The sequence below is a fragment of the Lacticaseibacillus paracasei subsp. paracasei genome, from assembly GCF_000829035.1.
Taxonomy (GTDB): domain Bacteria; phylum Bacillota; class Bacilli; order Lactobacillales; family Lactobacillaceae; genus Lacticaseibacillus; species Lacticaseibacillus paracasei.
Genome location: NZ_AP012541.1, coordinates 1,067,394 through 1,084,824, shown reverse-complemented (window position 1 = coordinate 1,084,824; position 17,431 = coordinate 1,067,394). Strand labels below are relative to the sequence as shown.

At 47.8% G+C, this 17,431-nt stretch carries 17 protein-coding genes and 1 tRNA gene; 6 read left to right on the top strand and 12 right to left on the bottom strand.

Annotation, left to right across the window (positions count from 1 at the left end; translation table 11 throughout):
- Window positions 1-82: 82 nt before the first annotated feature.
- Together LBPC_RS05410 and LBPC_RS05405 are read right to left on the bottom strand one after the other, a co-directional pair.
- Window positions 83-1,456, bottom strand: coding sequence for a DUF2252 domain-containing protein (locus LBPC_RS05410; protein WP_003594098.1), 1,374 nt, complete (start codon window positions 1,454-1,456; stop codon window positions 83-85).
- A 390-nt stretch (window positions 1,457-1,846) separates the two neighbouring features.
- The gene (locus LBPC_RS05405) at window positions 1,847-2,455 is read right to left on the bottom strand and encodes a TetR/AcrR family transcriptional regulator (RefSeq protein WP_003564519.1); all 609 of its coding nucleotides are present in this window, start codon (window positions 2,453-2,455) and stop codon (window positions 1,847-1,849) included.
- Between the two features lie 324 nt (window positions 2,456-2,779).
- Between LBPC_RS05405 and LBPC_RS05400 the strand changes: the two genes are divergently transcribed.
- Complete coding sequence (locus tag LBPC_RS05400; RefSeq protein WP_003594095.1) at window positions 2,780-4,015, top strand: aminopeptidase; 1,236 nt, start codon at window positions 2,780-2,782, stop codon at window positions 4,013-4,015.
- 153 nt (window positions 4,016-4,168) lie between these two features.
- Here the strand turns inward: LBPC_RS05400 and recQ are convergent, their stop codons facing one another.
- From recQ to LBPC_RS05365, 7 genes are all read right to left on the bottom strand, one after another.
- Entirely contained in the window at window positions 4,169-5,947 is a 1,779-nt protein-coding gene (recQ, locus tag LBPC_RS05395) for a DNA helicase RecQ (RefSeq protein WP_003594093.1), read from the bottom strand.
- A gap of 85 nt (window positions 5,948-6,032) precedes the next feature.
- On the bottom strand, window positions 6,033-6,755 hold the full coding sequence (locus LBPC_RS05390) for a hypothetical protein (RefSeq protein WP_003594090.1): 723 nt from the start codon (window positions 6,753-6,755) through the stop codon (window positions 6,033-6,035).
- Window positions 6,756-6,886: 131 nt separating this feature from the next.
- Window positions 6,887-6,960 (bottom strand) — tRNA-Arg (locus LBPC_RS05385).
- Window positions 6,961-7,052: 92 nt separating this feature from the next.
- Entirely contained in the window at window positions 7,053-7,475 is a 423-nt protein-coding gene (locus LBPC_RS05380) for a DUF3284 domain-containing protein (protein WP_003594088.1), read from the bottom strand.
- Between the two features lie 73 nt (window positions 7,476-7,548).
- Window positions 7,549-7,917, bottom strand: a complete 369-nt coding sequence (locus tag LBPC_RS05375) for a PTS lactose/cellobiose transporter subunit IIA (protein ID WP_003578579.1) — start codon at window positions 7,915-7,917, stop codon at window positions 7,549-7,551.
- Window positions 7,917-9,203 carry a DEAD/DEAH box helicase gene (locus LBPC_RS05370; protein WP_003578577.1) on the bottom strand — a complete coding sequence of 429 codons (1,287 nt, stop codon included), beginning with the start codon at window positions 9,201-9,203 and terminating at the stop codon, window positions 7,917-7,919. Before LBPC_RS05370 ends, LBPC_RS05375 begins: the two co-directional genes overlap by 1 nt.
- Before the next feature lie 13 nt (window positions 9,204-9,216).
- Window positions 9,217-10,170: a Gfo/Idh/MocA family protein gene (locus LBPC_RS05365; protein ID WP_003661234.1), complete on the bottom strand. Its 954-nt coding sequence runs from the start codon at window positions 10,168-10,170 to the stop codon at window positions 9,217-9,219.
- A gap of 345 nt (window positions 10,171-10,515) precedes the next feature.
- Between LBPC_RS05365 and LBPC_RS05360 the strand changes: the two genes are divergently transcribed.
- On the top strand, window positions 10,516-10,872 hold the full coding sequence (locus LBPC_RS05360) for a DUF4828 domain-containing protein (protein ID WP_003564504.1): 357 nt from the start codon (window positions 10,516-10,518) through the stop codon (window positions 10,870-10,872).
- A gap of 211 nt (window positions 10,873-11,083) precedes the next feature.
- Here the strand turns inward: LBPC_RS05360 and LBPC_RS05355 are convergent, their stop codons facing one another.
- On the bottom strand, window positions 11,084-11,440 hold the full coding sequence (locus LBPC_RS05355) for a YxeA family protein (protein WP_003564501.1): 357 nt from the start codon (window positions 11,438-11,440) through the stop codon (window positions 11,084-11,086).
- A 132-nt stretch (window positions 11,441-11,572) separates the two neighbouring features.
- Window positions 11,573-12,310, bottom strand: coding sequence for a GH25 family lysozyme (locus tag LBPC_RS05350; RefSeq protein ID WP_003594083.1), 738 nt, complete (start codon window positions 12,308-12,310; stop codon window positions 11,573-11,575).
- 506 nt (window positions 12,311-12,816) lie between these two features.
- On the opposite strand from LBPC_RS05350, the gene LBPC_RS05345 reads away from it, so the two are divergent.
- The 4 genes from LBPC_RS05345 (at window position 12,817) to LBPC_RS05330 (ending at window position 15,903) form a co-directional block, all read left to right on the top strand.
- The gene (locus LBPC_RS05345) at window positions 12,817-13,011 is read left to right on the top strand and encodes a hypothetical protein (RefSeq protein ID WP_003564497.1); all 195 of its coding nucleotides are present in this window, start codon (window positions 12,817-12,819) and stop codon (window positions 13,009-13,011) included.
- An 84-nt stretch (window positions 13,012-13,095) separates the two neighbouring features.
- Window positions 13,096-14,022: an SPFH domain-containing protein gene (locus LBPC_RS05340; protein WP_003578571.1), complete on the top strand. Its 927-nt coding sequence runs from the start codon at window positions 13,096-13,098 to the stop codon at window positions 14,020-14,022.
- A gap of 257 nt (window positions 14,023-14,279) precedes the next feature.
- Window positions 14,280-15,152, top strand: a complete 873-nt coding sequence (locus LBPC_RS05335) for a DegV family protein (protein WP_003569778.1) — start codon at window positions 14,280-14,282, stop codon at window positions 15,150-15,152.
- A 298-nt stretch (window positions 15,153-15,450) separates the two neighbouring features.
- Entirely contained in the window at window positions 15,451-15,903 is a 453-nt protein-coding gene (locus LBPC_RS05330; RefSeq protein ID WP_003594081.1) for a GNAT family N-acetyltransferase, read from the top strand.
- An 85-nt stretch (window positions 15,904-15,988) separates the two neighbouring features.
- On the opposite strand, the gene LBPC_RS05325 is transcribed toward LBPC_RS05330, so the two are convergent.
- Window positions 15,989-17,413 carry an MFS transporter gene (locus tag LBPC_RS05325; RefSeq protein ID WP_003564488.1) on the bottom strand — a complete coding sequence of 475 codons (1,425 nt, stop codon included), beginning with the start codon at window positions 17,411-17,413 and terminating at the stop codon, window positions 15,989-15,991.
- Window positions 17,414-17,431 lie beyond the last annotated feature (18 nt).

The following is a 17,431-nucleotide window of genomic DNA, read 5'->3' as shown; positions in this document are numbered from 1 at the left end:
ATTAGCGTCTTAACTTTATTTTGCCAGAGTGAGCGTCATCAGGACAAGAAAAATCTGATCTGTCAATCAGTTCCAAGATGGCTCAGGCCAGCATGTGCGTCTGAACTGCCCGCATAAAGGCTGAATAATCCGCTTTTACCTGATTCAGATACCATTTGCTCCAACGCTGAACGGCGCTGTCAAAACTTTTATCGAGATAGCCGGTAACCACTGCAGCCTGAGGCGTCTGAGCGTGTGCCATTGCCAATAGATACGTGGTGATCTGGGTGTAGTACTGAAACTCGGGGAAAGTCAGTTCCTCAAGATCCACAGACCCCTTCATATCACGGAACTGGCGGACATAATAGCTTTTATCGCCTACGTTAAACCAGCCGAGGAATGGATCAGAGGCTTTCTGCAAAATCATCTGGGATGCGATGATCCGCTGTCCCTGACTGACTTCTTGTTGTAACGTGATGCGTTCCGTATTTGGAATTAATTCAGGTCGCGGCGGCAAGGCTTCTTTGACTTGCAGCACAAGATGGCTGCCACCTAATCCGCTTAGCAAAACGAGATAGCAATTCGTGCCAAAGCTGCCGATACCCACGCTGTGATGAATGATGTCCGTAATCCGATATTCGCTCAGTAGCACCAAAATATCCGGCCGCGTGGACTTACGATACTGGGTAAAGCCGTCAAAGATCGCCTGATAAGTCGTTTTATCCAACCTGACGGAGCTTGGCGGATCGTCTTTAAACCGCATGTTACCATCGATAGTTGTGGTGTATTTTTTGATTACCGAGTCATTATTACGCTTCGTCGCCTTTTTCACAAATTTCGACAGCAACGCCGAATCTTCAGCGCCGGGGATCGCCTGCACAAGATGGTTGACTTCGGTGGACTGATAAAAACGATCCAATGCACCAACCTTGAAAAGATCCCGTAAGGTTTTACGATAAATCGATGCATCAGTCTGTACCAATTCATCTAATTTATTTGCATCAAAGCCTTGTTGGTCGCCTAACAAATAAACACTTGTCAGCAAACGCTTGATGTCAAACTCAAAGCTGTTGATCTGCGCTTCATCGAAGTCGTTGAGGTCAAAAAGCAGGTTGCGTTCTGGCGATGCGTAGAAACCGAAATTCTGTAAGTGAGCGTCACCATCAATTAACAGATTGATGCCAGACTTCTCCCCTTGCTGCAAGTCATAGGCCATCAACTCAGCAGTGCCGCGAAAAAAAGCTGCCTGCGAAGCGCCCATGCGACTATGACGCATAGGCAACAGTGATTTGGTTAAGTTTTGTTCGACACTATTAATGAACTGGACGGGGTCCCGATCAATCTTACTGACGGCAGCCAGACTTTCAATTGGTGCGGTTTTACGAATCTTTTTCCCGGTATCTTTTAAATCGTCAATGGTATATTTAGCGGCGATTCGTTCGCGTAATAGGTCTTTTAGGTCTGATGAACTTCCCATAATAAGCTCCCTTGTGGTTTTCTGTGTTGTCTTGTGAGACGGTAGACAACATCGTTAGTTTTAAAGTAGCGCATTGTGAGATGGTTTTCCAGTGATTCGGTGAAGTGGAAACTATGTAAAAGGCGGCAGCAGTGTTTGGCCCAAGGTCAGGGTTTGCACTGTTGCCGTCTTTGTTAACCGGTGGGACTCATTGTCGTTGAAAAAGCATTCGCCTTTAAACGCGTTCGCTGGCCCAGAAACCTACACATAAGGACCTCAAGGCTAAATGGCCAAAACCCAGCCATTTAGCCTTGAGGCCACTTATGTTCCGGTTTCTACCCGGGCCAGCTCACGCTCTAAAAAAACCGCTCCACATCGGAACGGTTATCCCCAATTTGCTATTAATGATCGTTAGTATCCCTGAGCGATCTTGGCGTCTTGAAACCAAGAGATGCGCGGGTCGTCTGAGAAGCGGCCGTTAACAATGAAGTCTTGCGTCACAGCCGTTAGAATATCAACCATTTGATCTCGTGTAATATCAATGAAGCCTGGTGCCATTAAATTGGCGATCCCCGTTGCAACGATCCATACCCCGCAGATCGTGTTGCGCAACTGCGCTTCGTTCAAGTGCTGTGCTGGTTCGTAAGAATCGAATACGCGCATTGCGGTGCTCATCGCATATTCGCGCATTTCATCAACACCGAAGTGATCTTCCACAAAAACGGCGCGATACAATGGCCGATTTTCAAGTGCAAAATTGATATAAGCAAGCCCCAAATCAACGACTGGATCGTTGGTAAAATGCTTTGCCATTTTCAGTGAAAGTAGTTCTTTAATTCGATCCATGACAGCCTGTTTCAGCTCAGCCATGTTTTTGAATTCTAAATAAATTGGCTGTGTTGAGCAGTTCATCTTTTTGGCGATATTCCGCGCTGTGAAACTCTTGAAGCCTTGTTCCACAACAAGGTCATACGCCGCATTGAGAATCTGATCATGCGTAATTGTTTTCTTTCGTGCCATAATGTTCCCCTTGCTTTCTTTAGTTATTTAAAACTAGCTTGCACACAACTCATTTACAAACATCTTTGGATACGCCTCCACTCCAAAAGGCAATCTAGATGTTATGCTGTTATTTTACCAGACCTCATACCAGAAAGAAACACTATTTGCAAACAAATTGACGGTTTTCTTAATTTTTTTCGAAGTATTTTTTAAAGAGAACGCCATGCTTTGTGGTGTCATTTATTTGAACATAAAGCCCGGACGTTTTTTAGAACTGTTGAGCACCTGATGATGACTGCTATGGTAGACTATTGCCAACGACGGATTTGGAGGGAACGAAAGATGACATTACCTAACTTTGACAAAAGCCTCAAACAATATGCAGAGCTCGCGGTTGATATTGGCGTCGCCGTGAAACCCGGTGACACGGTTTATTTGCAGATTGCCGTGGATCAGGCCAAACTTGCGCAGTTGATTGTGGCTGCGGCTTATGACCGTGGTGCCGCTGAAGTGCAAGTTCAGTGGCACGATGATCTGATCAAGCGGTTGGACATGGCCCACATGGCAACATCCCGCCTGTACAACATCCCCGATTTCATTAAGGGTCAGTTTGATTACTGGGTCGATCACAATGCCAAACGGATTACTGTGATCTCTGCCGATCCTGACAACCTTGCAGGACTGGATCCACAACGCATCGCTAACTATCAAAATGCCTTCAATCAAGCCTACGCCCGCCTAATGGACGCAATCAGCTCAATGAAGATTAGCTGGACCATCATCGGCGCTGCAAGTCCAAAATGGGCCGAAAAAGTTTTTCCTGATGCCGAGACCCCGGAAGAAGCGACTGATAAACTCTGGACGGCCATTTTCAAAACCACCCGAATTGATCAGCCTGATCCGGAAGCTGCTTGGAAAGCCCATGATCAACAATTGCGAACAAAAGCGGACTGGCTGAATGCTGAGCAGTTCGATCGGCTTCATTATGTCGCGCCGGGTACTGATTTGGTTGTCGGTCTGCCCAAGCACCATATTTGGAAAGGCGCTGGTGCCTATAATCCGCGCGGTGAGGAATTCATGGCCAACATGCCGACTGAGGAAGTCTTCACGGCGCCGGATTTCCGCCGCATTGATGGTACAGTTGCCTCCACTAAACCGCTAAGTTACTCCGGGAATATCCTTGAGGGGATGCATTTTACCTTTAAAAACGGTCAAGTCGTCGATGCCCATGCTGATCGTGGAGATGCGGTATTACAAAACCTGCTAAAGATCCCCGGCGCCCGCTCGCTTGGTGAAGTGTCGCTGGTCCCTGATCCATCCCCGATTTCCCAATCCGGCTTGATTTTCTTCAACACGTTATATGACGAGAACGCCTCTGATCACATGGCGCTCGGACAAGCTTATCCATTCTCCGTCAAAGACGGCGTTGCCAAGACCACCGACCAACGCACCGCGGCTGGCCTCAACCAAAGTAACACGCACGTTGATTTCATGATGGGCTCAGCTGACATGAATATTGACGGCATCAAGGCCGATGGCACCGTCGTTCCGATTTTCCGCAATGGTGACTGGGCTTAGGTATTTTTCTCCGCCGTAAATTGTCTTTTCTCCGCCAAATAAACCAAAGTGGCGGAGAAAACCTGGTAAAAAGCTAAAAAGGCCGTGACCGCATCCCCCCGCTTCAAAACGGGAAAGACGCGATCACGACCTTTTTTGATCGACACTAGCCATTCAAGCCTTGGCCTTAATCGCCTGCAGGACATCCAAAAAGATTTGGCCATACTTATCCAACTTCGCCTGCCCGACGCCTTTGACTGCCATCAACTCATCAAGACTTTGCGGCATGGCGCTGCCAATTGCCTTCAACGTCTTATCAGAGAAAATCATATAAGGCGGTAAATGCTGCTGCTCCGCCAGTTGTCGCCGAGTACTGCGCAGTTCCTGAAAGACAGTGTCGTCGACTTCGAGATGCTGCTCGGCTTTTTGCGCCGTCTTCTGGAATACTTGCGCTTGTCCGCGAAGAACCTCAGCACCTTTGGCCGTTAAGCCCAGAGTTGGGTACTGACCACCGCGGGTTTCTAAATAACCGCCAGCTGTCAGAAAATCTATGAACGTTGTAATGTCGCGTTGACGACGACTGCTCATCAGCCCATAAGTTGACAATTGATCTAAATGAAACGACAATACCCGCTGATTGTGGGCCCCCGCCAGCACTTGTGCCACAACGCCTTTGCCAAAACGTTCATGCAAGCGAACCACACAAGATAAGACCTTCTGCGCATCAACCGTAACATCCACTGATTCCCGGTCATCCAAACAATTCGAACACCGACCACATGGTTTTGTCCCGTTTTGACCGAAATAGTTCAAAATAAACTGTTGTAAACACTGATCTGTGTTCGCATACCGTTCCATCATTTTCAGCTTCTCATATTGCCGCTGTTTGTGCTCGTCATCGCCTTCGGATTGATCGATGAAGAACCGCTGAACCTGGAGATCTTGCGGCTTAAACAGCAAAATTGCCTCACTCGGCAAGCCATCACGACCAGCTCGACCGGCTTCTTGATAATACGATTCGACATCTTTGGGAATCTGGGCGTGAATGACAAACCGCACGTTGCTTTTATCAATACCCATGCCGAACGCATTCGTTGCAATCATAATTGGTTTGCGATCAAACAAAAAATCTTCCTGATTAGCAGCACGCTGCGCTTCACTCATGCCCGCGTGATATTTGGCCACAGGCAACTTCTTATGTGCCAAAAAGGTATACAAACGGTCAACTTCTTTACGGGTGCTGGCATAGATGATGCCTGCCTGATCGACATTCAGTTTCAGGTAATCTAGTAGATACCGATCTTCATCCTGATCGCGTACGACCTTGAAGCTCAGATTACTTCGCTCAAAACCAGTATTAATCATCCCGTCAGCAGGAATCGCCAGTCGCTGGCAAATATCCTGCGCAACTCGCGGTGTAGCCGTTGCGGTCAAGGCAATGACCGGTGGCTGTGAAGGCAATTGAGCCGCCACATTCGCCAGATTCAAATAACTCGGACGAAAATCGTGACCCCATTGAGAAATACAATGGGCTTCATCAATTGCAAATAACGAAATATCGGTGCTGCCAAGCCGTTGCACAAACCAATCCGTGTCAAACCGTTCTGGGGCAACATATAACAATTTAATCCGACCACTTCTTGCTTGGTCAAGGCGATCAGCAATCTCTTGATAATCAAGGGTACTATTAATGAAAGCCGCCGGAATCCCGTTATCGTTCAGCGCATCCACCTGATCCTTCATCAACGCGATGAGCGGCGACACCACGAGCGTCAATCCCGACAACAACATCGCTGGAATCTGATAACACAACGATTTCCCGCCGCCTGTTGGCATCACAACCAGCGTGCTTTCACCAGCCAAAACGCGACTGATGGCCTGATTTTGACCAGCACGAAAATGATCATAGCCAAATTTTTCCTTTAAAATTGTCTCCGCTTGCGGCGCAATCATCGTCTTCCCCCTACTAAAGAACAAAAGGCTTCACTTATAGATTATGACATCGGGCACATTTGCCCTCTCACTTGTCAACATTCATTCACAAAATGCTTGCCAGTAACCAAATCAAGATACTGAAAAGCAGCATAATCGCATCTAACAATAACACATTCAAGTTCAACAGCGACCACCAAGCAAATCCAGCTGGCCAAAACGTCAAAAAAACATAAAAAATCACGATTGTCAGCAAGAACACGATCGGGGCACTCCGCCACATGTTGCGCAGATCCTGAGCTGAAAGCGCAATGCCTGGCGTCAGCACCAAGGCAGTGACGATAAAAGCCACAAACCAAACCCAGTTGATCTGAATCAAGCCGCGCATCGCGAGCCATTTTTCATTCAGACTCGTGGCAGCAGTTAAGACTGGCCAAAGCCGGCCATCTGTCGGAAAAAAGGCCCATCGCCCCATGACCAGCAACACGGTACTGATGCCCCAGACAGGTGCACTGCTGGACAGAAATAATCCCAGTTGTGCCCAAGGCGAGCGCCGATTGTACCGCAGACTGACATGTGCTGCGCTGCCGCTAACCACATCAGCTCGCATGGAAAAGTTAGTCACTTGTAATCCGAAGAGCCGCGCAACAACCGCGTGCAACAGCTCGTGCACAAAAATACCCGGTTTCATATACCAGAGCTGCGTATTCGAACGCCCGGCCCGATTCACCATGGCTTGCACCGTCGCTGCATTCACACTGCTAATGATCAACATACCGCCAATGAAAATCAACCAGCCCGGCAAATAAACGGCTGTGAAGGCTTGCATCGCGTAATCTCCTTTTAGACAAATCCAGCTACCGCAAAAATGCGATTGCACTCATTTTTAATCTTTAAGACTTTTTAGAATGTGCAATGTGATTTCCAAAAAAGCACAGCCATCAAGACTGTGCTTCGTACTGTGCCCTATCGGAATCGAACCGATGACCTACTGCTTAGGAGGCAGTCGCTCTATCCTGCTGAGCTAAGGGCACCAGACAAAGTCAATTATGCCAAAAGCCACAGGGCAATTCAAATTCATTTGCAAATATTGACTATAAAGTGTTCAGCATGCAGCGAACAACGCCTAAGCCGTCATATACGACCGCTCAATCGAATCTAACATCCGGCCGTAATTACGGCGGCGTTTGTTGCCGACCAATAATTCGGTCACCATTTGCTTCAATTGCGCCGCCCAGTTAACCGGCTGCACGGTTTCACTGACGCGGACTTGGCTGGCATTGGCATTTAACGGCGTGATCAGGTACCGGACCTTGAACCGCGAGAAACGGGTGATAGTCAACATCGCAAATTCACGATCAATCACATTCTTAGTAACCTTAACTTTGGCCCACTCGCCATCTGGAAATTGCTTGCGATAAGCATAACCACCGAGTTCTGCCGCCGCAACCTGTTGATTGTTAGCCGCCGCAATATCAGCTTGTACGGGCGCAATAATCTTGCTATATAAAAAAGCTGCTGGTGTCTGTAATGTTTTTTCGATTTTCATGGGGATTACCTCTCTTGATTGCGAGCGCGTTATTGCCGCGGTTGCAGGCACGTCAACCGCGCTGTGCCAGCCGTTATTTACGCGCCTGCACTTGCTGATAAAGATCAATAATCTCATCGGCAAGCCGGCGAATGGTCATCGCACTCATTAGATGATCCTGACTGTGCACCATCAATAATGTCACGTCAACTTTTTCGCCTCGTGCTTCATACGTCAGCATCTGGGTCTGAGCTTGATGAGCTTGCTTCAACTTGGCATCTGCCTGCTTCAACAGCTTACGGCTGCGCTCAGCATGGCCGGCCTTGGCTTCGTCAATCGCCGTCATGGTTGCATTTTCCGCATCACCGGCAGCGCTCATCAATGTCATCATGGCAGCCATTTGTTCTGCCTTCATACTCACCATGACTGCCCCCTTATCTTCATCATACATCTGATGCTGCATTATGCGTTATCCTTGTGCTTGCCTTTATTCCGCTGATCTCGCAGGCGATGTTTCTTATGCTTGCGGCGCGGACGAACAGCTGGTTCTTGCGCCACTTCTGGCTTAACTGGCTGCTGCTTGGCGACTGGCGATGCAGGCTTTTCAACCGTCGTTGGTGCCGACGCCTCGGACACTTTTTTAGCTGGCGGCGTGTCCACAAGCTTGCCCTCAGACATATAGCCGCGATGAATATGATACTGCGGTACCAGCTTGCTGAGGTCGCGGCGATCATGATCATCCCCCAAGGTCACAACCAGACCTGCTTCACCCATCCGGCCAGTCCGCCCAGCCCGATGAATGTAAACTTCCGCGCGCTTCGGTGGTTCAAAGTTTACCACAGCCGGCAACTTAGGAATATCCAATCCGCGCCCTGCCATATCGGTCACCAGCAAGAGCGTGATTCGTCCGCGCCGAAAATCAGTCAATGCCTTCTGTCGAACCGTTTGCCGGCCTTCGCGTGACAAGACTGCAAAGCGAACCGCCTGATGACGCAAGATCCCCGCCACGCGTTCCAAGGACGAATTTTGATTGAAGAAGACCAAGGCTTTGAAGCCATCGGTATGGGCTAAGGTGCGTAACCAATCAACCTGATGCGCCCGATCCGTCTGCAAAAACAGATGCCTGACTTCGCCACGGGTTCGATCAATTGCCCGAACATCAATGATGTCTGGTGTTTTACCAAACCACTTATGCAGCTCCTTAAAATAAGGACTTGGCGTGGCCGAGAAAAAGGCCAATTGTGCTTCCGCGGGTGCTGCTGCCGCAATCTCTCGAACCTGATCAAATCCTGGATCACGCAACATTTCATCAGCTTCATCAACGACCAGCGTTTGCAACCCATCAAGTTTCAACTTACGCGACTGAATCAGTTCCAATAAGCGACCCGCCGTTGCAACAACGACTTCTGGCTTTTCTTTTAGCCTATCAAGCTGACGTTTGACATTCGCCGAGCCAATAACGCCTTGCACGGTGATACCAATATCTTTGGCGTAAGGTGTGAGCACATCACGGGTTTGAATCGCCAACTCTTGTGATGGTGCCAAAATTAAGAGTTGTAAGCCATCGCCTGGTACCATTTTTTCAAGTAGTGGTAAGCCAAAAGCTAATGTTTTCCCTGAGCCTGTTGGAGCAAGCCCAACAACATCTTCATCGGCTTTCAGCGGTTGATACACGGCGGTTTGAATCGGCGTCTGTTCAGTATAGCCGGCTGCTTGCCAGCGTTTTTGGAACGGGGTTGCAATTGTCACAATATTGTCCTCACTAAAAATCCAGATTTGCGGAGGTCCGCAGAATTGACATGACCTGATGAACCTCTTTGGCGAGCTGCCATGCCTTGTCAAAAGCGTTGCGGTCCTTGCCGACAATTGCTTTTGCAAAATAGGCTGCCTCAGCTTCCATCGGATTAGCCAACTTTTCTGTGCTCAGCACTTGATCACCGAGCTTAACGGTCTCCAGCTCAGCAGCGTTGTCCATCATCAATGTTTGCTTGCCAGAATAAATTTCTGACGGCAACTCGCTATTAGTCGTTTTACCCGTGATCAATGTCACCGCAAACTTACCATAGTCGAGACGAGCAACGCCATCGCCGTCAATCCCGCTTTTGAGAAAATGCGGCAAATAAACGGCATTCTCCGGTACACCAAACCATGCAATCGCATCATATACAAGGTAAATACCGAGGTCCATTAAAGCGCCGCCGGCAAATTCAGGATTAAACACATTCGGCAACTTGCCAGCTAAAAAGGCATCGTATTTTGACGAATACTTCATATACGTTAAGGTGGCCCCATCAACCGGTTGACTGTGGGTGAATTCATTGACGACTTCAAAGTTATGTTCATACACGTGACGCGCTGCCTCAAACAGATATAAAGAAGGTTTCTTCCGCAACGCTTCGTCCAACTTTTCAAACTCCATGGTCGTGGCAACCAATGGTTTCTCCACGATCACATGCTTATCGGCGTCTAACGCTGCCAACGCTTGAGACGCATGCAAACTATTTGGACTGGCAATGTAAACAACATCGATATCACTGCCAAGAAAAGCATCCATCGTCGTATAAGCAGTAGCTGGTGCCGTGCTGTCAATAAATGATTGCGCGCTTTCCTGATGTCGCGAATAAACAGCGGTGAGCTTATAAGCTTTCGTCGCCATCGCTGCCGCCACGAATTGCTTGGTGATCCAACCTGTTCCAATCACACCGAGTTTTAACATGGCAAATCCCCCTTTTCAGACACGCCATTCAGCTCAGAAACTGGCTGAATCGTGCTCTGTTTTTTAACGTACTGATGCACATGCCAGACACCGCGAAACCGCCTAAGCCGTGGCCTTCATAAACTGGCGGCCTTCAATTCACACGGTCAATCATCAAGCGTCATCACGCACGCTTATCCCGATTCAGTGCCGTCATTCTTTTCAAAACAAAGTATTTTTGACAAGTCTCTGAACCGCTTACCATTATTGTAACAGCCCAGTAACAGAAAAACAGCATCACTGTAATCACTAAAGGAAAAAGTCATGGTAGACTTAATGTAATGAAAAAATGGGAGGTCGAATAACATGGCGAGTTTTTTACGCGGGCTGAAACATGCACTCGCGCATCGGGGTCATCATCAGGAGTCGCAAACCAAGGCAGCCAATCCTGCATTGGCATTGGCGAAGAATTTTACGGGGAATTTTGCATTTCTCGATGAGCAAACCAACAAGACCCACTCGCTGGCGATCTCGCCACAACTGCAGATCGCAATCGACAACAAAGTGCTTCCCGGTCAAGTCGTCGGCATCACCATCCATGAGCTGACTTTTCTCGACCATTACGGCTATAAGTTGGTCATCACGGCCGACGATAATGGTCCGCAAACGATCTACGACGAGGCTGAAGATGCCACTTATGCGATTATTGTTCCGAGTGTTTAAAGTCATCAGAAGTTGATCAACAGATTTTTGCCGTGCCAAACGCTGTAATCTTTGGCTAGATGTGGCTCAATCTTGGCACTGTCATCTGTAAATTCTGCTGGGTTATCTACGAGCGATCAAAAAACGGCTGATTTTCCAATACGGAAAATCAGCCGTTTTTATTTAGTTGAATTAACCTTCACGTCTATGAAACGTTTTGGCACCTTATTGACTAGTCCAACTTTGCCAGCGCCGCTTTTGGCACCTCTGCTCGCGGGACACGCTGCCAATCAGTGACGCCTTTTTTATCATTGTATATCACTTTCAAATAAGCATTCATTTTAAGTGGTCGGTCTTGATTAGCATTGAACTTCAGCTGCTGCAAACTGCCTTTTTCATCATAGCCAGGCAAGTCGTAGGCGTAGATGGTGTATTTATTACCATCTTGATCATGGTCAGTGGCCTGTTGACCAGCGTTTGTGATCTTCGTGTAATAAGTCGTGCCACCATAATTTGTGATTTCAAAAATTTTCAAGCCGCCAAATACCAGCACAATCAGCACAACAAGGCCGATCAAAACTTTCTTCATCCAGTTTCACCTCGCAACTATTATGCCGCATTGGTGTCAAGGTTGACATGGCTTTTCGCGAACAATCAACGAACACTTTTGTCATATACAGCCACAAAAATTATGATTAGCTGACAATTCCCGTGTTTGACGTTAATTGACTATCTGCTGAGACAGTTTTAAAAAGGCCGCCCGATCCCCCATAAATACGGCAGCGCGGTAATCTGCGTGCGGTCCATTCGGCAACCGGGCGCCAGACGTATATTGCCAGAAACCGCTGCTCGTTGTCGGCTTCTTGTCGCTTACAACCCAGCGTGGTGCTTGCGGGTCGACTTTTTGGACAGCTTTTAAAATACTTGGGCTACCCATCAGCAACACTTGGCGATGATAATGTTGCTGCACCAATGTGACAAAAGTTTGTAACTGAATTGTCAGCCATTGTGTGCTTGGCTTCTTTTCAGTGTAATAGCTTAAGTAAATGCCAATCGGTAAATCACCGATATTTTGGCCGACTTGGCGCGTGAATTGGGCAGCTTGGGCTTGGGGTGTCGTTTCAAAGCTGAACCCATGGTAAATGCCGATGCTCAGTCGACTGCCAGCTGCCTGATTAAAATTCGTATTAAAATTATCATCAAAATAGCTGCTGCCTTCAGTCGCTTTGAGATAGACAAAACTGACTTTGCTGCTGCGCAAACTGTCAAAATCCTGCACCCCATCGGTTTGGTCAAGACGCACGCCCAACACGGGATAGGTCTGCGGATCAGGGCGGGGGTTGCGCTGATGCCACCAAACAAACAGTGCGCCCAAAGCGATGATTAAAACGGCCAGCAAAAATAAGCGTCTTTGATGACGTTTGCGATAGGTATCAGCATAAATGACCCGACTGCGCACAGTGTCCCCTCCTCGTATAAACGCCTTCACTGGCGCATCATCCTCCACATAAGAACCTTGGCAGCAACGACCAAGCCGCTTATGCTCCGGTTGCTACCCGCGCCAGCTCACGCTCTTTTTAAACGCGATCGCGGACCCAGAAATCTACGTGTAAGGACCTCAAGCGCAATGGCCCCAAGTGCGGCCATCATGCTTGACGCCGCTTACACGCCGGTTTCTAATCGGGTCAGCTCACGCTCTTTTTTTCCATTGTAGCAAAGTCGATCATTTTCGCGAAATTTGGTTTTATCAACGTCACAGTCTGTTAAGTAAAGGCCAATAAGAATAGAAGCGAGCAAAAACAAGAGTAATTTTATCCAACATAAGCAAATAACTTGCTTTTTGAAGTCGTCATCGTTGTCTTTCCCTCACCCGTGCTTTAGAATTAGCGTGTGATAGCGATTGCTTTGCAAAGCTGATGAGGCTTCCACCAAACGCAATCGCGGAACTGGGAAGGAGACGGATAAATGCTTGATGAACGGCTCTTAGGAACGATTTTTACGTTGCCAACTTCGGCCGCGAGTGGCGAAATCACCCTTTATGGCATTCATTATCATTATCGAGTCCAAGATGATGCAGCCGCTGGCGACAAGGTCGTTGTCAACGCTATTTCGCCGTTGTATCTCAGCGTGGTAAAACCGGAACATGCTTTGCATTATTAAGCCACGCCAAGTTCCTAATACATGTCACCCGTATCAGTAGAAATTCATAGACATCTGGTTAGATGTTTTGAAGGAGTGATTTTTATGAATAGCATTATTTTGATCTCGTTAATTGTTGTTGTCCTAGTCATTGTCGTTGCCATTCTTTTCTCCAGCGTTGCCATCATCCATACTGGTGAAGTCGGCATTGTGGAACGGTTGGGTAAATATGTGGCGACCCTAGAGCCTGGTTTTCACATGGTGCCACCGCTAATTTATCGGATTACCGAAATTGTCAACATGAAGCAAATTCCGTTGAAGGTTGACGAACAGGAAGTCATTACCAAAGATAATGTTGTCGTCCGCATTTCCGAAACATTGAAATATCATATTACCAACGTTAATGCTTATGTTTACCAAAACAAGGATTCCGTTCTTTCTATGGTGCAAGATACCCGCGCTAACTTGCGTGGTATTATCGGCAATATGGATTTAAACGATGTCTTGAACGGAACCGAAACGATTAACCAAACGCTGTTCCAGCAAATTGCTGAAACGACTGCTGGTTACGGCCTGAATGTTGATCGGGTGAACATCGATTCCATCCAAGTTGACGCCACGATTCAGGATTCCATGAACAAACTGTTGCGTGCTTCTCGTGAAAAGGAAGCCAACATCATGGAAGCTGAAGGCCACAAACAGGCTGCCATTGCCAAAGCTGAAGGTGAAAAACAATCGGCTATTCTTGAAGCCGAAGCCAACAAACAAACTCAGATTTTGCAGGCGCAAGGTCATGCTGAAAGTCAGCGACTCATTGCCGATGCCGTCAAAGATCAGATCAATTCGATTAATGCCGGCCTGATTGATAACGGCAATCTGTACTTGCAATACAAGAATGTCGAAGCACTTGAAGCGCTGGCAAAGGGCACCGCTAACACAGTTGTGCTGCCAAGCACTGCCATTGATTCTCTCGGTAGCATCCCAGCAGTCGGTACCTTATTTAACCAAAAGAAGACTACCGACAATAACTGATCCGGTCACAGCCGAATAGCACGATGACTGCTATTCGGCTTTTTTGGGCAAAAAGTCAGCTTTTTCCTTCTGCTAGACAAAATGCCGTCTTAACAGGCCGTTGTTGGCCAATGATTTGCAACTAGCTCTTGTTTTTAGGCGTTAAAAAACACTCGCTATGTTTGAAAAGCCGTGCGGCACTTTCAGAAATAGATAAAACAGCGTAACATTGATGGAAATACCCCGTGGCTAACCACGGGCAACGAGAGGTGAACCTAATGTACCAGCTTTTAACCGATTCTTGCTGCGACTTACCCTATCAAACATTACACGATCATCATGTGGATTTTGTCTCAATGCATTTTACAATTGATGGTCAGGAATACGAAGACGATCTTGGCGAAGATAAATACGATATCAATGCCTTTTACCAGCAGCTTAAGCAAAATGTGATGCCAACAACGACACAGGTCAACGTTGGCCAATTTGTGGATTTCTTCACACCTTATGTTGAAGCCAAAACACCGATTCTATACATTGGTTTCTCCAGTGGTTTAAGCGGTACGTTTGATTCTGCAACACAGGCTAAAGCGATGTTGTTAGAAAAGCATCCTGATGCCCAAATTTATTTAATCGACACATTAGCCGCTTGCGCGGGGGAAGGCCAATTTGTGTTGGACGCGATTGATAAACGCGATGCTGGCATGCCGATTGCTGAGTTAGCGCAATGGCTGACAGATCATCGGTTGCATTATCGGATGTGGTTCACCGTTGATAAGCTAGATTTTCTGTATCATGGCGGCCGCGTTTCGCGGACATCAGCAGCCCTTGGAACGATGCTGAATATTAAGCCGGTTATGGACGTCGATACTGCTGGGAAACTTCGCGTTGTGCGCAAAGTCCGCGCCCGAAAACGGTCACTGATCGACTTAACTGATGAAACACTGAAGGCTGTTAAAGCCAACCCGACGCACCGGGTCATCATTTCAACGTCAGGCGATTATGACGCCGCCAACTTCGTGAAAGACCGATTGCATGCCGCCTCACCTGAAACACCGCTGCAAGTCGGCAACATCGGCCCCACCATCGCCAGCCACACCGGCTTTGGTTGTGTCGCGGTCTTCTCGATGGCTACTGACGATCGGCAATGACTGTCTCTCAGGCTGAACGATAACTTCTGAAACCTACAATTTGTCAGAGCCCAAATAATCATAGGAAGTGCTAGGCTAAAACTTCCTTGCCATGCCAAATGCTGCAATCTTTAAATTCCAACAGACTATTTATGAGAGCGAAGAATGATTTGCCTATATATGGCAAATCATTCTTTTTTTAGTCTGTCTGGTAGCTATTCAGAATGTCCAAAAGCCAGTCAATCAAGCATGAAAAGGTGCTAATTAGGCGTACTTCAAGGTAAAATAGGACAAGATTATGGCCAAGGAGGTTTTTCCAATGTCCATTCGCCCTGCCATCACCAACGACATCTCGCCTTTATTATCACTCGTTCAAGGTTATTATCATGACAGCCCTGTCCCACTTACGATTGATGAAAGTGCCATGGCTGCTCATCTGAATCAGCTACGGACTGATGCCACATTAGGGGCTTTGCTTGTGGCTGAGTTGGACCAGCAACTGGTCGGCTTTGCGATTCTTTATCGTAGTTTTGACACCCGCACGCTCAAGCCGTTGTTGATCATCAACGATGTTTATGTCGCCCCTAAGTTTCGCCGCCACGGTTTGGCCCGACAATTGATGCAGGCTGCCTTTCAACTGGCTGATGAGCGCGGTTATGCAGGCTGCAGTTGGCAAACACGGATCAGCAATCATGGCGCCCAGCATCTGTATGATCAGCTTGGCGTCCGCGAAACTGGCTGGATTCATTATTATCGTGCTGGCAAAGATTAATCTGAAAAAAGAGACAAGTTTTCGGCTATTTACCATGCGTTTTCGCTTGATAATCGGTCGCAGCACTTGTCTCTTTTTTTAATTTTCAACTTAACGACTGTTTACGCTCGTGCAGCCGATGCAGGTTCAACCAGCCTAACAGCAGCACAGCTAGCAATAAGAGTAGCAGAGCAAAATCATAGCTGCGGTGCATGCCATAGATAAACCACTGGGGATGGCCATGCGGATAATCATGAATGTACCGACCAGCCTGCGTACTCATATTCAGGTACAACAAGCTTGTCACCAAGGCAACACCGATTGTCATCCCCAAATTACGGCCAAGTGCGGCCATGGACCCCGCCAGTCCTTGAAACTTCGGCGCGACATTGTCCATCATCATCGGATTGTTTTGAAAAGCGCCATTGGCCAATCCTGACCACGCGAGGCCAAACACGATCCAACCCAACGGCCAGTTCGGGGTTGCCGCGGCAAACAACCCCATCGGCACACACCAGAGAAACAGCGCGAAGAAAGACACCCGTTCTGCTCCAAAATGATCGCCCAGATTCCCGCCAATTGGCGCACTGATAACATTGGCCGCCGGAATTGCCATCATACAAAAGCCCGCCGTTAACGCACTCAAGCCTAATGTTTCTTCCAGATAAAACGGCATGATCACGCTATTAAAATAGCCGAGCATATAGACGATCATCGCAGTCAGAATACCAATCGTGAAACCCGGATTTTTGAAAATGGCAAACGGAATCAGCGGGTCAGATGCATATCGCTCAATCTGCACAAAAGCCACAAGAGCGACGAACGCAAGCATCCCTGGTAACAGCGTCACCCACGACAGTCCGGCTGTTTGTGCCCAGAACACCGTGATGAAAAAGCCCAAAATGATTACCGAATAACTGCCATATCCCGGCCAATCCATGTGGGCACCCGCCAAGGACGGCCGCTGCCTTGGAAAAACCAGCACGCCAATTAAAAACGCCACCAGCGCAACCGGAACATTAATCAAAAAGATCCAATGCCAGCTTAAAACAGCCAACACCCCGCCGCCAATACCGGGACCAGCGATATTGCCCAGTTGCAACAAGGCACTGTTGACCCCGAGCGCGCGACCATGCTGATTCATCGGAAAAATGGCGGTGATAATGCCAAAATTAGTCGCCATCGTCATCGCGGCACCTGTGGCTTGAATCAATCGGGCCGTTAATAACCATGGTAAGGTCATGGATAGTCCGCAAAAAAGCGAGCCTAGTGCAAACAAAATGGTCCCCAACTGAAACAACCAGATCCGACCCACGCTGTCAGACAACTTCCCCCAGAAAATAAGCAGGACACAAATCGCAATCATATAAACTGATGTGACAAGTTCGACGGTGCTCATCGGCACCTTCAGCTCCCGGGCAATGTAGGGCAAAGCAATATTGACGATGCTGGCATCCAATGTAGCCATAAAGGACACAATTGAAGTTGCAATCAAAATCAACCAACGACGGCTGGCGCTCATGGTGATCATCTCAGTTTCATTTTAGAT

Coding starts and splice junctions, on each gene's coding strand:
- LBPC_RS05400 (WP_003594095.1), top strand. CDS start 2,780: ATGACATTACCTAACTTTGACAAAAGCCTCAAACAATATGCAGAGCTC.
- LBPC_RS05365 (WP_003661234.1), bottom strand. CDS start 10,170: ATGTTAAAACTCGGTGTGATTGGAACAGGTTGGATCACCAAGCAATTC.
- LBPC_RS05345 (WP_003564497.1), top strand. CDS start 12,817: ATGCTTGATGAACGGCTCTTAGGAACGATTTTTACGTTGCCAACTTCG.
- LBPC_RS05355 (WP_003564501.1), bottom strand. CDS start 11,440: ATGAAGAAAGTTTTGATCGGCCTTGTTGTGCTGATTGTGCTGGTATTT.
- LBPC_RS05325 (WP_003564488.1), bottom strand. CDS start 17,413: ATGATCACCATGAGCGCCAGCCGTCGTTGGTTGATTTTGATTGCAACT.
- LBPC_RS05375 (WP_003578579.1), bottom strand. CDS start 7,917: ATGCAGCATCAGATGTATGATGAAGATAAGGGGGCAGTCATGGTGAGT.
- LBPC_RS05340 (WP_003578571.1), top strand. CDS start 13,096: ATGAATAGCATTATTTTGATCTCGTTAATTGTTGTTGTCCTAGTCATT.
- recQ (WP_003594093.1), bottom strand. CDS start 5,947: ATGATTGCGCCGCAAGCGGAGACAATTTTAAAGGAAAAATTTGGCTAT.
- LBPC_RS05335 (WP_003569778.1), top strand. CDS start 14,280: ATGTACCAGCTTTTAACCGATTCTTGCTGCGACTTACCCTATCAAACA.
- LBPC_RS05330 (WP_003594081.1), top strand. CDS start 15,451: ATGTCCATTCGCCCTGCCATCACCAACGACATCTCGCCTTTATTATCA.
- LBPC_RS05360 (WP_003564504.1), top strand. CDS start 10,516: ATGGCGAGTTTTTTACGCGGGCTGAAACATGCACTCGCGCATCGGGGT.
- LBPC_RS05410 (WP_003594098.1), bottom strand. CDS start 1,456: ATGGGAAGTTCATCAGACCTAAAAGACCTATTACGCGAACGAATCGCC.
- LBPC_RS05405 (WP_003564519.1), bottom strand. CDS start 2,455: ATGGCACGAAAGAAAACAATTACGCATGATCAGATTCTCAATGCGGCG.
- LBPC_RS05380 (WP_003594088.1), bottom strand. CDS start 7,475: ATGAAAATCGAAAAAACATTACAGACACCAGCAGCTTTTTTATATAGC.
- LBPC_RS05390 (WP_003594090.1), bottom strand. CDS start 6,755: ATGCAAGCCTTCACAGCCGTTTATTTGCCGGGCTGGTTGATTTTCATT.